Origin of the sequence: Verrucomicrobium sp. BvORR106 (assembly GCF_000739655.1) — a bacterium.
GTDB lineage: Bacteria > Verrucomicrobiota > Verrucomicrobiia > Verrucomicrobiales > Verrucomicrobiaceae > Verrucomicrobium.
The window spans coordinates 110238-122824 of record NZ_BATR01000118.1; the positions used below are offsets into that span (position 1 = coordinate 110238).

13 protein-coding genes are annotated in these 12587 nt (G+C 59.5%); 3 read left to right on the plus strand and 10 right to left on the minus strand.

All coding sequences use genetic code 11. From position 1 onward, the window contains the following. Positions 1-292 precede the first annotated feature (292 nt). Positions 293-1234, plus strand: a complete 942-nt coding sequence (locus BV106_RS21945; RefSeq protein WP_265595941.1) for a helix-turn-helix domain-containing protein — start codon at positions 293-295, stop codon at positions 1232-1234. Between the two features lie 62 nt (positions 1235-1296). Then, complete coding sequence (locus BV106_RS21950) at positions 1297-2325, plus strand: AraC family transcriptional regulator (RefSeq protein WP_038168274.1); 1029 nt, start codon at positions 1297-1299, stop codon at positions 2323-2325. Between the two features lie 40 nt (positions 2326-2365). Here the strand turns inward: BV106_RS21950 and BV106_RS21955 are convergent, their stop codons facing one another. The 5 genes from BV106_RS21955 to coaD all read right to left on the minus strand — a co-directional run bounded on the left by BV106_RS21955 (position 2366) and on the right by coaD (position 5803). Beyond that, positions 2366-3364, minus strand: a complete 999-nt coding sequence (locus BV106_RS21955; protein WP_038168277.1) for a beta-ketoacyl-ACP synthase III — start codon at positions 3362-3364, stop codon at positions 2366-2368. Continuing rightward, on the minus strand, positions 3357-4370 hold the full coding sequence (plsX, locus tag BV106_RS21960; RefSeq protein WP_038168278.1) for a phosphate acyltransferase PlsX: 1014 nt from the start codon (positions 4368-4370) through the stop codon (positions 3357-3359). The genes BV106_RS21955 and plsX overlap by 8 nt, the downstream gene beginning before the upstream one ends. Before the next feature lie 223 nt (positions 4371-4593). Beyond that, a complete protein-coding gene (gene rpmF, locus BV106_RS37530) occupies positions 4594-4776 on the minus strand; it encodes a 50S ribosomal protein L32 (RefSeq protein WP_050028419.1) in 183 nt (60 codons plus the stop codon). A gap of 3 nt (positions 4777-4779) precedes the next feature. Continuing rightward, positions 4780-5271 (minus strand): hypothetical protein, encoded by a 492-nt coding sequence (locus tag BV106_RS21965; RefSeq protein ID WP_038168279.1) that lies wholly within the window; start codon positions 5269-5271, stop codon positions 4780-4782. 16 nt (positions 5272-5287) lie between these two features. Next, complete coding sequence (gene coaD, locus BV106_RS21970) at positions 5288-5803, minus strand: pantetheine-phosphate adenylyltransferase (protein ID WP_038168281.1); 516 nt, start codon at positions 5801-5803, stop codon at positions 5288-5290. Positions 5804-5918: 115 nt separating this feature from the next. Between coaD and aat the strand changes: the two genes are divergently transcribed. After that, positions 5919-6521, plus strand: a complete 603-nt coding sequence (aat, locus tag BV106_RS21975; RefSeq protein ID WP_063767975.1) for a leucyl/phenylalanyl-tRNA--protein transferase — start codon at positions 5919-5921, stop codon at positions 6519-6521. 48 nt (positions 6522-6569) lie between these two features. Here the strand turns inward: aat and BV106_RS21980 are convergent, their stop codons facing one another. From BV106_RS21980 to BV106_RS22000, 5 genes are all read right to left on the minus strand, one after another. Continuing rightward, the gene (locus tag BV106_RS21980; protein ID WP_038168283.1) at positions 6570-7058 is read right to left on the minus strand and encodes a type III secretion system chaperone; all 489 of its coding nucleotides are present in this window, start codon (positions 7056-7058) and stop codon (positions 6570-6572) included. Between the two features lie 68 nt (positions 7059-7126). After that, positions 7127-7627: a signal peptidase II gene (gene lspA, locus BV106_RS21985; RefSeq protein ID WP_051946171.1), complete on the minus strand. Its 501-nt coding sequence runs from the start codon at positions 7625-7627 to the stop codon at positions 7127-7129. Between the two features lie 42 nt (positions 7628-7669). Then, positions 7670-10438, minus strand: coding sequence for an isoleucine--tRNA ligase (gene ileS, locus BV106_RS21990; RefSeq protein ID WP_051946172.1), 2769 nt, complete (start codon positions 10436-10438; stop codon positions 7670-7672). Positions 10439-10591: 153 nt separating this feature from the next. After that, on the minus strand, positions 10592-11182 hold the full coding sequence (locus BV106_RS21995) for a hypothetical protein (RefSeq protein WP_038168284.1): 591 nt from the start codon (positions 11180-11182) through the stop codon (positions 10592-10594). A 51-nt stretch (positions 11183-11233) separates the two neighbouring features. Further along, positions 11234-12577 (minus strand): coproporphyrinogen-III oxidase family protein, encoded by a 1344-nt coding sequence (locus BV106_RS22000; RefSeq protein WP_038168286.1) that lies wholly within the window; start codon positions 12575-12577, stop codon positions 11234-11236. Positions 12578-12587: the final 10 nt, after the last annotated feature.

Sequence of the window (12587 nt, forward strand, 5' to 3'; positions counted from 1 at the left end):
CAGTGTAACAAAACGATAAGCGGAAATTCTAGCCAAATTCCGAAAATAGCAGGGGAGAATGCTGTTTTCCGATGACGGAGAAGCGGGGCTGACTTATTTCATTCTGGAGGTCATCGCTCGAAGGATCCCGTCATCCGGTTGCTTCATCTGAGAGCGGCATGCCCCGATGTTTCAGCAATCGCTTGGGAAACAACTCTCAGCAGTTGCCCGCAAGATGTGGGTTATGAAGACGCCATATTCCTACCGGTGCACCCGGTTGAATCAGTTCTGTCCGTCTTTTCTGGCTGATGCCATGACTCAGGGCGCCTTTGAGCATTATTTGCTGGAGGGAAAATCCTGTGATCACTCTCAAGAGCACTGGCAGTACGGCGGAATTGTGCTGGATGTGATGTGTGGTGAATTTGGCGAATGGATTCGTGGGACTTTCCGCGCGGACCGGGTCTGCATCGGTTACTTCGAGTCTGCGTCGAAGGCGGCGTGGATCAATGGTTCATCGGTGGATGACCAGGTACTGCAGGTGTACACGGAGAAGTGCGAGCTGGCATGTCGGCTCTATCCGCAGACGCGGTGGGCCCTCATTCAAGTGCCTCGTTCGTGCCTGGAAAAGCACTTCCGCGAGGTTGTAGGAAACAGTGCAAGATGGCCCTCCCTTGAGTCAGGGGGTGTCTCACTTTATTCCGGTGCGGAGGGACGTGTGGACGTAGGTGTCTGCTTTGACTTATGCACCTATCTGCTGGGGAAGGGCGGGGATCTGGCAGATCAAGGAGTGTCGATGCTTCTGGCGGCCATTTCACGGGCGATCTTGGGTGGGAAGCGTCAGGTTTCTAAAGACGAAGGGGGACGAGGCTCCCAGGCGCTTCAGAAGGTGAAGCTGGCTGAGCTCTATCTGGCGGCTCACTTGGCTGAGAGTTACTCCAGCCATGAGTTCGCACGGGCGGTGGGGCTTTCAGAACGCAGCCTGGAGCTGCAGTTCAAGAAGATCTTCGGGATGAGTCCGAAGAAATGGCGTCAGTATATGGGGCTGAACATCGCTCATCGACGACTCGGGAATGCGGGGGTGAAGCCAGGGGTGGTCGCAGAAATTGCGGCCTCCTGCGGCTTCTCTCATCCAGGACGCTTTTCGGCCGTCTATCGCGAGGTGTTTGGTGAACTACCTCTCTTCACGAAGAATGGTGAGAGACGGGGCCATTCTTTTAGTCAGCAGGAATCGATATTTAAGACCTTTATGCATTAGAGACGCTTATTAGGCTAAAGTCGTATGGACAAGGACTGACAAATTTGATATTTTTCCACGCGATGGGCGGAACAACTCTCTACCGCACCCTTCGGTTGCATCGGTTTGATCCTGAAATGCTCGCGAACGTGTTGTCGCAGAGCAAGCTGGAGCACTTCCTCATGGGTAGCGATCCCTGTGATGTGGTGCATGAGCACTGGGAGGATGAGGTGGTGCTGTTGGATCACGCCAAGTACAGCTTCAAAGCGTGGGTTCGCGGAGAGTTCGGCGACGGAAGGCTGTGCATTGGATTTATTCGAGATCATATTAATCCTTGCTGGATCAACGGCACGGAGGTGCGATCAGATGAGATCGTCGTCTTCGCCGAGCATTCCGAACTGGCCTATCGTGCGGACCGCCACACCCACTGGGTGGCTACTCAAGTGACGCGGGATTACCTACAGACGATGGCGCTGGAGTTTCTGGGGGAGGAGGTAGAGCTTCCCAGCCATGGGATGAAAAAGTACCGGCCCCTTCCCGAGACGATGGCGCAGCTCCGCCGGGTCTTTGACGACTTTACCCGTCTCGTGCGGCGCACCGAGGTGGCGGTTGAGTGCTACAAAGACATGTTCGTCTTCGCCCTTGTGGCGGCCCTGGGCGGTGTGTCAGCCCGATCGACCCCGTCTGAGACGGCGAAACTCCAGCAGGCCATGCTCACGGTGAAGCGTGCGGAGGCCTTTATTCTATCCAATCTCGCCCATCCCTATTCCAGCAGCGACTTCGCGGGGGTGCTGAGCATGACTGAGCGGAATGTGGAGCTACAGTTCAAGCGGATGTTTGGCATGTCGCCGCACCGGTGGCGGGAGTGCTTTGGACTGAACATGGCTTATCGGCGGCTCGCCCGTGCGCGATGGAAGGCGGGCTTGGTGTCAGACGTCGCGATGGAGTGTGGCTTCTCCCATGCGGGCCGGTTCTCCTCCAGTTACGGAAAGTTGTTTCACGAACTCCCGCATGAAACTGGGCGTGGCATGGAGCCTGCAAAGCTGGCCCCGCCGGTGTTTCCAATAGAAAGGGCGCCGGAGACCGGCGCCCAGGAAGAATCGAGCGATTAGCTGGTGGTGAGGTGGGGCAGGAGAACCTCCTGCCCTGCGGCTACCACTTGATCACGGTGCTGGCCCAAGTGAAGCCACCACCGAAGGCTACGAGCAAAAGGATGTCTCCCCGCTGAATGCGCCCCGACCGGTTGGCCTCGTCAAGACATACTGGAATGGTCGCGGCGCTGGTGTTGCCGTACTTGTCCAGGTTGATGAAGGTACGCTCTTCAGGCACGCCGAGGCGCTCTGCGATCGCGGAGATGATGCGAGCGTTCGCCTGGTGGGGAATCACCAGTTTCACGTCCTGTGCGGTGAGTCCCGCTTCTTTGAGCGCCTTCTCACTCGCCTGGCACATCCGGGTGACGGCGTGCTTGAAGGTCTCACGACCCTCCATGTGAATGGTGTTGGGCCGCAGATGGACGTTTTCGGCCGTGATGGGCAGGGCAGTGCCGCCGCCTGGGACCTTGAGGAGGTCGGCCAGATTGCCATCGGTACCCATGAAGCTGGAGATCACGCGTCCGGGGGCTTCGGGCTGGTCATCCCAGCGGAGCACTGCGGCCCCGGCACCATCGCCAAACAGCACGCAAGTATTGCGGTCAGTCCAGTTGATCAGACTGCTGAGCTTTTCCGCTCCAATGACGAGGGCTGTTTTGCGAGGGCCGCCGTTGATGAAGTGGCGCGCCGTCTGCAACGCGTAGAGGAAGCCGGAGCAGGCGGCGCTGATATCGAAACCCACCGCGTTGGTGGCACCAATCTTTTTCTGCACAAAGCAGGCAGTGGATGGGAAGAACATGTCCGGCGTCACCGTGGCAACGATGATGAGGTCCACTTCCTCAGGCTTGACGCCAGCGGTGTGCAGGGCTCGACGAGCGGCTTCGGCAGCCATGTCGCTCGTGGTTTCTTCTGGAGCGGCGATGCGCCGTTCCTTGATCCCCGTGCGGGTGGTGATCCATTCGTCGGAGGTCTCTACGAGCTTCTCCAGATCGTGGTTGGTCAGCACGCGGGCCGGCATGTAGCTGCCGGTACCGATGATGCTGCATTGGCAATTGTCAGACATGTGCGAAAACGTGTGAAGTAATGGCGTTCTGAATGTGAGGATTCACTTCATGAGTGACGGCTTCCATGCCGACACGCAGGGCATTCATGATGGCAGTGGGGGAACTGGAGCCGTGGCCGATGATGACGACGCCCCGCACACCCAGAAGGGGGCTGCCGCCGTAGGATTCATAGCTTCCCTTGCGCTTGACGGTGCGGAAGGCCTGCTGGGCCATCAGCGCACCCATCTTGCGGATGAAGGAGGCTTCGATCTCGTGCTTCAGCCATTTGAACATGGCCTTGGCCGTGGCTTCGCAGCTCTTCAGGATGACATTCCCGGTAAAACCGTCGCAGACGATGACGTCCAGCTCAGTTTCGAAGATGTCATGCCCTTCCACATTGCCTTTGAAATTGACGGGGGCCATCTTCAGCAGCGGGAAGGTTTCCTTGGCCAGGGAATTGCCCTTGGAATCCTCCTCACCCACGTTCATGAGGCCCACCACCGGGGCGGCCTTGCCATGCACGTACTGGGCATAGGTGGAGCCCATGATGGCGTACTGCACCAGATGGCCGGGAGTCGCGTCGGGATTGGCACCGGCATCGAGGATATAACAAACCCCGTGCTCGTTCGGCATGGGGCTGGCGATGCCTGGAAAATCCACACCGTCCAGCCGGCCCAGCATAAGGGTGCCGGCTGCGACTGAGGCTCCAGTGTGACCGGCGCTGACGACGGCCTGGCACTGCCCCTGCTTGACGAGGTCCACCGCCATGGAGATGGAGGAGTTCTTTTTCCGTCGCACCGCGTCCAGACCGGAGTCAGACATTTCCACCACCTGGGTAGAGTGCACGATTTCCACGCGTTCCCGCTGGCCGACCTCCTGGCGGTCGAGTTCGGCCTCGATCACATCCCGCGGACCGGTGAGGTAAAATTTCTTCACCAAAGGGAGACTCTCGAGGGCGAGTTTGAGGCCTCCAATTGGATTCTTCGGGGCTATATCGCCGCCCATGGCATCAAGGGCAAGGTTCATGTCGTCTCAGGACCGTAGAGCATTGTCATGGCGAGGTAGCGCAGTCGGCAGGGGAGTGCAAATGCAAAGCAGCGTGAGGGAGCAGATGCGGGTGCCATCCTGCCTCCTAGCGGATGAAGGACTTACGCTTGTCGCACCGGGGGATGCGACAACAAAAAATCCCCGCAACGCAAGGCGCTGCAGGGATCGAAGCTGTATGTCAGGAGTTGGGTAAGCCCGAGGCTTAGCCCGCGTCCACGTCAAGCACCTGGCGGTCGCCGTAGTAGCCGCAGGAAGGGCAGGCCACGTGGGAGGGAACAGCCGCTCCGCAGGAGGAGCAGGACTTAAGTTTGGGGGCACGCCAGCGGTTTGCGCCACGGCGCATCTTTTGACGGCTCTTCGATTGTCTGCGCTTCGGGACGGCCATGATTCAGTTGCGTTTAGTGTTGTTCAGTTGATCGAGTGTTCCCCACACATTTCTGTCCGCAGCTTCGTCAAGCTCAGTGCCAAGGGGCTCCGTTTCAGGGCTGAACTTGCCTTCGGCGGGACATTCTCGAGGTGTAACGTTGCCGGTTTCACAGCGAGGGTAGGTCGGAAGGGCCAGCAGGATGTCCTCTCTTAGGTAAATTGTCAAGTCGATTGGATCTTCATTTTCAATCTCTACGTCCAATCCGTAGGTCTGAAGTTCCACGCGGGTCTGGAATCGGTCCGCACAGCGACCACAAGTCAGCTCAAAAGTGGCCGCCAGATGACCGTGCACAATGATGTCGTTCTCGTCGCGCAGGACGGTCAGCTGATACTGGAGCGGACTGACGGGACGGGCAGGATCATCCTCAGACAGAGCGAAGATGGTCACGGGAAGCTGGCCTTCCACGTGCAGGCCTTCGGATGGGATACCGCGGGGGTCGATTTTGAGGTTCATAGCAAAGTTTTCCTTTTCAAGAAGTTACGCTGGCAGGGTCGGGGCGGGCGTTGCCGAGCTTGCGTTTTAGGGCCTCTGCGACATGGGCGGGGACGAAGGCTCTGATGTCTCCTCCCAGCCGGGCGATTTCCTTGACGATGCGGGAGCTGATGTAGGTCAATTCCTCTTGGGGAGTGAGGAAGAGCGTCTCCACCCGATTATCCAGTTTCCGGTTCATCAGGGCCATCTGGAACTCAAACTCAAAGTCAGAGACGGCGCGAAGACCACGGAGGACGGCACAAGCTCCCTCCCGGGCGGCGAACTCCACCAGCAGCCCTTCGAAGGGGCGTACGCTCACGTTGGTGAGTCCACTGGCCCGGGCTGCCTCTTCGATCATGGCCACCCGCTCATCCATGCTGAACAGGGATTGTTTCTGGTTATCCCTGGCGACGGCAACCACCATCTCATCAAAAAGGCGGGCTGCTCGCTGGAGGACGTCCAGATGGCCGTTGGTAATGGGGTCGAAGCTGCCAGGGTAGAGACCTTTGCGCATGGCGGGTGATTGAGATGCCGGACCTTAAGCCGTACGCGGAGTGATGAAAGAGAAATTCTCATGCGGAACAGGCGTCCTGATAGTTGCGCGAAAACGCGTTTTCGATGAATAGTGGATGTGGATATCCACTGAACCTTCTGTGTCTGCGTTAGAGCCCCGACTTCTCATCAGTGCGTACTGCAATGGGATTTTTCCCATGGGCATGGAGAACGGTCGTCTCTCCTGGTTTTCGCCCGATCCACGCGGAGTTTTGCCCATCAGGGAATATCATGTGCCCAGAAGCGTCCGGGCGGAGTTGAAGAAGCGGAAGATCGAAGTGCGGGTGAACACGGCCTTCGGCGAGGTGTTGCGCGGCTGCGGTCAGCGCCGGGAAACCTGGATCTCCAAAGAGATCATCCACAGCTATGAACTGCTGCACAAGCTGGGGTATGCCCACTCTGTGGAAGCCTGGGAAAATGAGGAACTCATCGGTGGCCTTTATGGCGTGGCCATTGGCGGAGCCTTTTTTGGAGAGTCCATGTTCAGCCGGCGTTCCGGAGGGTCCAAGGCCGCACTGGTCTGGCTGATGGACTGGCTGAAGGAAAAACAGTTCCTCCTGCACGACACACAGTGGACTACTGCGCACCTGGCCATGTTCGGCGGGCGTGAGATCGCGAGGGAGGAGTATCTCTCAGTTCTGGAAGAAGCGGTGAAGATGTCCTCCCGGTTCCTGGGTTGAGCTGTGTTGGCGATAGCGAAAGTTGTTTCCTGAGTTGCCCCCCGTCATCTAGACGCGGATAAAGAGGGCAGGATCAAACGGAGTATCATCGCTGCCTTCGAGAGGTGCGGCATCATCCGATGTCTGAGATCCGGCGATCAGGAGTGCCCATGCTTTTGCAGCGGCAGCGAAGTTCTGCAGGACATTGCGCAACTCCACCCCGTCCAGCCCGGCAAGGGCGAGGTCGTACATCATGATGACATTTCCCTCTGGTGGCTCCAGCGCCATGCGTGTGCCGGAAGTATCTCTCCAGAGGTAGTTGTACTGGAGCAGGAGCTTGTGAAGCTGGCTGGCGCGTTCGTCCGTGGGTGTGCCCACATGAGTCGTCAGCACTAACTTGTCCCCCGACTTGTCCAAGAAGGCTTCCACGAGGAGTTCTTCGTTGAACATCAGGTCCCAGGAGACTCCGTTGTCATCCTCATGCTGCACCAGCGCCTCAAGATCGAGGATGGGTGCTACTTCGGCCAGCAATGAGGCAGGCAGCGTGGAATCTTGCATTCCTCCATCCTACAAGGGATGGAGGAATGTGTCGAGAAAGACACGCGGGATTGCCCGCGTTAGCAGCGTTACTTGGCAGCCTCTTTGGCCTGCTCCGCGGGATCCGCGCGGAACACGCCGCTCGCCAGCAGGAGGGCGGCGATGACCACGCAGGAGTCCGCCACGTTGAAGGACGGCCACGGACTCGCAAAGGGCAAATGGAGGTCGAACGAGAGGAAGTCCACGACGTGATGATACATGAGGCGGTCGGTGAAATTTCCGCATACCCCAGCCACGATCAGGGCGATCGCAACACGATTCAGAATCCCCGGGAAGAACCCCTTCCGATAGGCCCAGATGAAGAAGCCGAGCGCTACGAGAGCGATGCCTCCGAAAATGTAGTTCGAGTACTCGCCCCCATTGAAGCTCCCAAAGGCGACCCCTGTGTTGTCGATGTAGTGGAGGGTGAAGAACCCTTCGATGACCTCGCGGCCGGGACCGCGAAGTTCGAAGTTCCGCACCACCCACGCCTTGGTGAGTTGATCGACGATGTACAGAGGGAGGCTCAGAAGGAGCAGGAGACGGAGCATGCTGAAGAAGGGAGGGGGTCAGGAATCTACAGGGGACCGGGATTAGGCCACGGCCTCATCGCAACGGTCGCACAGGTCCGCGTGGGGTTGATGGCCGACCGCGGGGAGGTGCTTCCAGCAGCGGGCGCATTTCTGGTGGGGGGACTCCAGAACGACGGCCGAGGGTTCGGTGACGTCCGTCCGCTTGATCGTGAGTACCGAGAGAATGAAGAACTCCTCCAAGGTTGGGAGGGCCTCAAACACGGGGTGCTGGAAGCCGGACTCAGGCAGGGTGAGCTCCACCGTGGCTTCAAGATTGGAGCCGATGCGCTTCTCCTGGCGGGCCTTTTCAATGGCCTGCTGGATGACGGCGCGCACTTTGAGAAGCTCCTGGACTGCTGCGGTCGCCTCTGGGTTGACGTAGGAGGGATCGAGTTCCGGGAAATCTTCCAGGTGCACGCTGGTCTGATGGCCCAGGTATTCCCAGGCTTCATCCGCCGTGAAGGAAAGGATGGGGGCGAGCAGGCGGCAGAGGGCATCCGTGATGCGGTGGATGGCCGTCTGGGTGGCACGGCGGCGCAGACCGCTCGTGGCATCGCAGTACAGACGGTCCTTGGTGATGTCCACATACAGGGCGCTGAGATCGACGGCGCAGAACTGGTTGATCAGGACGAAGACCTTGCGGAAGTCGTAAGCGTCATACGCCTCGCGGCATTCCTGTTTCAAGTTCTCGAGCTGGCTCAGGATCCAGCGGTCCACGAGCGTGAACTGGTCGGGATCCGCCGCGTCTTTTTCAGCGTCGAATCCGTCCAGATTACCCAGCAACACACGGAGGGTGTTGCGAAGGCGACGGTAGCTTTCCGACGCCTGCTGGAAGAGCTCTTCAGAGAAGGGGACCTCATTCTGGTAGTCCACAGAACTCACCCACAAGCGCACGAGGTCGGCCCCGTACTTGTTGTAGAAGTGATCTGCGGTCATGGGCTTGGCATTCTTGTCGTTGCCCTGGTCGCTCTTGGAGACCTTTTTCCCGCTCGTATCCACCACGAACCCGTGGGTGATGACACTCTTGTACGGTGCTGCCCCACGGGCGACCACGCTAAGCATGAGGGAGCTCTGGAACCAGCCGCGATGCTGGTCGGTGGCCTCGATGTAGAGGTCGGCTGGGGAGTGCAGCTCGGGATGGCGATCCATCACGGCCACGTGGCTGCAACCGGAGTCGATCCAGACGTCGAGCGTGTCGTTTCCTTTGACCGTGCCTTCGGGAAGCCCCACGAGCTCGGCCCACTCTGCGTCGGTCTTCTCAAACCAGGCATTGGTGCCCACCTGCTCGATGATGTCCGCGACTTTCCGGGCCACCTCGGCGCTGACCACAGGGGTGCCGTCCGCGTGGTAAAACACGGGCAGCGGTACGCCCCAGGTGCGCTGGCGGCTGATACACCAGTCAGGACGGGACTCCACGGTGCCGTGGATGCGGTTGCGGCCCCAGGCCGGCAGCCATTTGACGCGGTCGATTTCCTCCAGTGCCTTGCCACGGATCTGCTCCACGCGGATGAAGTACTGCTCCACGGCACGGAAGATGATCGGAGTCTTGGAGCGCCAGCAATGGGGATACTGGTGGGCGTAGCTTTCGCGGGCCAGCAGGGCGCCTTTCTCGGTCAGAAGGGCGATGATGGGCTCGTTGGCCTGGAAGACGTGCTTGCCCACGAGGTCAGGCAGGCCCACTTCCGCCGTGTAGTGGCCGCGGCCATCCACCGGAGAGAGGATCTCCATGCCGTTTTCACGGCCGGCCTGGTAGTCGTCTGCACCATGCCCTGGGGCGATGTGTACCTGACCCGTCCCGGTGTCAGCGGTGACGAAGAGGCCATTGATGACCTTGGAGGTGCGAGGTAAGAACGGGTGCTGGGCCTCCAGGCCCACGAACTCGCGGCCCTTCATCTGCGCAAGTTCCGTGACCAGACTGAACCCAGTCTTGCTGGCGAATTCGTTTAGCAGTGACTTCGCAACGACAAAACGGGCAGCCACGTTCTCAGGGTTGGTGAACTCGCCGACCACGTAGTCAAAGTCCGGATGCAGGGCGATGCCGAGGTTCGCAGGCAGCGTCCAGGGCGTCGTCGTCCAGATTACCAGGCTGGCCCCTTCCAGGGCGACGGGCAAATTGGTCGGGGCCAGGTTGAAGGCCACGTAGATGGCGGGGGAGACCTTGTCCTTGTACTCCACCTCAGCTTCCGCAAGCGCAGTACCAGCACCGTAGCTCCAGAGCACGGGCCGCTTCATGCGATAGACGAGATCCTGCTCCACCAGCTTGGCGAAGACCCGGATGATGTCGGCTTCATAGCCGGGATCCAGCGTGAGGTAGGGGTTCTCCCAGTCGCCAAAGACGCCGAGCCGCTTGAAGCTGTTGCGCTGGATGTCGATGTACTTGCGAGCGTACTCCTCCGAGCGTCGCCGGATCTCCACCGGCGTAAGGCCCGTGCTTTCCTTGACCACACGGAACTCGATCGGCAGACCGTGACAGTCCCAGCCCGGCACAAAGGGAGCGTGCCAGCCCAGCATGGTCTTAGACTTCACCACCAGGTCCTTGAGGATCTTGTTCAAGGCGGTGCCCATGTGCACATCGCCGTTGGCGAACGGAGGACCGTCATGAAGGATGAACTTCCTGGAGCCGCGACGCTTCTCCTGGATCTGTTGATAAAGACCTTGCGCCTCCCATTTGGCGAGCCGCTGGGGCTCCCGTTCGGTGAGACTCGCCCTCATGGGAAACTCCGTCACCGGCAGGTGCAGGGTCTCTTTGTAGGGATTGGGGGCGTCTTTTTCTTTTTTCTTGTCGCTCATCGGGCTGAAAATGGTGGACGCGAAGCCTAGCGGGGTTTGCGGGAAAGGCAAATGATGCCAGTCCGCGACGGTGACAATGCCACGGACCAAAAGCCCCGTTGATGGGGCTGGCCCTCAAGGGTTTGGCTTCCTGCCAAGGTTGGCGGGAGGGCCTCAGTTCCCAGCAACAGGGCGCTCTGCGCCGGGCAGCACCTCCACCACCTCCGCCAGACAGGCGCCATTGGTGTGCCGCAAATCATTGCAACGACCGAAGAGGGTCTGGCCCTCCTTGGCTCCCAGCAGGGTGGCCAGCCGGTGGTCGATCTCGATGCGGAAGTAACCGCTCGGGTGGCTGGTGTGGGGCACTTGCTCTTGCTGAAGAATGCCCCCGAGCGGAATTTGCCCCTCAAGCACGAGTTGCCGGGCGTGATCATCGAACCCATCCAGATGGATGCCAATGGCACCAAACTCGACGGGGACGTCGTCGGACTGACGCTTCAGTACAGAGGCGCGCACTAGGTAGTTTCCGAGGCGGGAGCGCGCATGCACATCCAGGGCGATAATGTCATGGTGAAACTCCGCCAGGCGGGGCGTCATGTCGGTGGCATGCACGAGGAGCCAGCGTTCGGGCTCTGGCATGGACTCAGGTTCGATGAACGTCACCCGGGGGCTTTCGCTTCCCAGGCCGTAAAAGAACCGGAGCGGGGCCAGGATGTCAGTGGGCATCGCCCCGGTTTGAGGTTGGGCTTCCAGGACTTGAGTCATGACAGGTTTCGCAAGAAACGCACAGGTCTGATCTGGATGGGATGGCGGCTTCTAGGTGTAGCGGGCGCTCCGATGGTGCGGCAGGAAGAACTCATGCAGCAGGCGGTCCACCTGTAGCAAGCCATCCCGGGTGAGGCGGATCTCGTCTGGTGCCAGCACGGCGAAGCCTTCATCCTGCATCCAGCCCAGTTGAGGGGCGAACCGGGTGAGTACATCCTCGCCGAACTTGGTCTGGTAGTAGCTGGGCTTCACGCTGCCGAGCTTGAGCTTCAGGATGAACTCCCGGATGAAACGCTCGTCGGGGCTGGTGGCGTAAGCGCGGAAGATGGCGCTATCACCGCGCTCGATCGTCTCAATGTAGGGGGCGATGTCCGCCTGATTCTGGAGATGGATGCCGCCCAGATGGCCGAATGAAGCCACACCGATTGGGAGGAGGTCTGCCCCTTCCCAGAGAGAGTCCCGGTAGACGAACTTGATCGTGTCGGGGTTCTTCACCACCGTGTAGGCGCTGGTGACCGTGTAGCCCGTTTTGACGAACTCTTCGAAGGCGTAGTTGACCCAGGCCCGTTTGGTCTCCCAGTCAGCGACAGGGGCTGTGACCTTGCCATCCGTCTGCATCTGCTTGTAGATGCCGGTGTTATACGGCACTTCCATTTGATAGATGGTGACGCAGTCTGGCTGCATCTCCACGGCCTTGGCCACGGCGGCTCGCCAGAGCTCCTCGGTGTCATTCATCATCCCGGCGATGAGATCGATATTGATGTGCTCGAAGCCTAGTCCCCGGGCAAAGCGGTAGGCGCGATCAATCTCTCCGCTGCGGTGAGCGCGACCGTTTGACTCCAGGATGTGGTCGTCAAAGTGCTCCACTCCCAGACTGAGACGCGTCACTCCGATCTCGCGAATGGCTTCAAGCTTCTTCTCGTTGAGCGTCCCAGGTTCCGCTTCAAAGGCCACTTCCTCAGCCTGATCCCAAGGCATGAGGTCCTTCATGCGGTTGGTCAGCTCCTGAAGCTGCGGCACGGAGAGGTAGGACGGGGTGCCTCCGCCAAAGTAAACGAACTGAGGCTTACGTCCCTGAAGATAGGGGCGGGCCGCGTAGCGGGCGAACTCCTCCATGCCCGCGTGGATGTATTTCCGGATCTCGGAAGCATTCTTGTCCGTGTAAACGCGGAAGTAGCAGAAGTGGCAGCGCTTCCGGCAGAAGGGGATGTGGAAGTAGACCCCCAGAGGGATCTCATGCGGTGCGGGACTGTCGAGCACCTTCTCGACGGCAAAGACCTGCTCCTTCTGCCAGAAGGAAAAGGGAGGGTAGTTGGCAACGAAGTAGTTGCCAGCCTCCGTGGCATGGTGCTTGGCCTTGGCGGCGTCGCTGGCGGGTTCTGTGACAGAAGACATGGAAGGGGAA

What these genes read in the sequence shown, in the direction of transcription:
- rpmF (WP_050028419.1), bottom strand. Translation starts at nt 4,776, where the DNA reads ATGGCCGTCCCGAAGCGCAGACAATCGAAGAGCCGTCAAAAGATGCGC.
- BV106_RS21980 (WP_038168283.1), bottom strand. Translation starts at nt 7,058, where the DNA reads ATGCAAGATTCCACGCTGCCTGCCTCATTGCTGGCCGAAGTAGCACCC.
- BV106_RS21945 (WP_265595941.1), top strand. Translation starts at nt 293, where the DNA reads ATGACTCAGGGCGCCTTTGAGCATTATTTGCTGGAGGGAAAATCCTGT.
- BV106_RS21965 (WP_038168279.1), bottom strand. Translation starts at nt 5,271, where the DNA reads ATGAACCTCAAAATCGACCCCCGCGGTATCCCATCCGAAGGCCTGCAC.
- BV106_RS22000 (WP_038168286.1), bottom strand. Translation starts at nt 12,577, where the DNA reads ATGTCTTCTGTCACAGAACCCGCCAGCGACGCCGCCAAGGCCAAGCAC.
- coaD (WP_038168281.1), bottom strand. Translation starts at nt 5,803, where the DNA reads ATGCGCAAAGGTCTCTACCCTGGCAGCTTCGACCCCATTACCAACGGC.
- plsX (WP_038168278.1), bottom strand. Translation starts at nt 4,370, where the DNA reads ATGAACCTTGCCCTTGATGCCATGGGCGGCGATATAGCCCCGAAGAAT.
- lspA (WP_051946171.1), bottom strand. Translation starts at nt 7,627, where the DNA reads ATGCTCCGTCTCCTGCTCCTTCTGAGCCTCCCTCTGTACATCGTCGAT.
- ileS (WP_051946172.1), bottom strand. Translation starts at nt 10,438, where the DNA reads ATGAGCGACAAGAAAAAAGAAAAAGACGCCCCCAATCCCTACAAAGAG.
- BV106_RS21995 (WP_038168284.1), bottom strand. Translation starts at nt 11,182, where the DNA reads ATGACTCAAGTCCTGGAAGCCCAACCTCAAACCGGGGCGATGCCCACT.
- aat (WP_063767975.1), top strand. Translation starts at nt 5,919, where the DNA reads ATGTGGATATCCACTGAACCTTCTGTGTCTGCGTTAGAGCCCCGACTT.
- BV106_RS21950 (WP_038168274.1), top strand. Translation starts at nt 1,297, where the DNA reads ATGGGCGGAACAACTCTCTACCGCACCCTTCGGTTGCATCGGTTTGAT.
- BV106_RS21955 (WP_038168277.1), bottom strand. Translation starts at nt 3,364, where the DNA reads ATGTCTGACAATTGCCAATGCAGCATCATCGGTACCGGCAGCTACATG.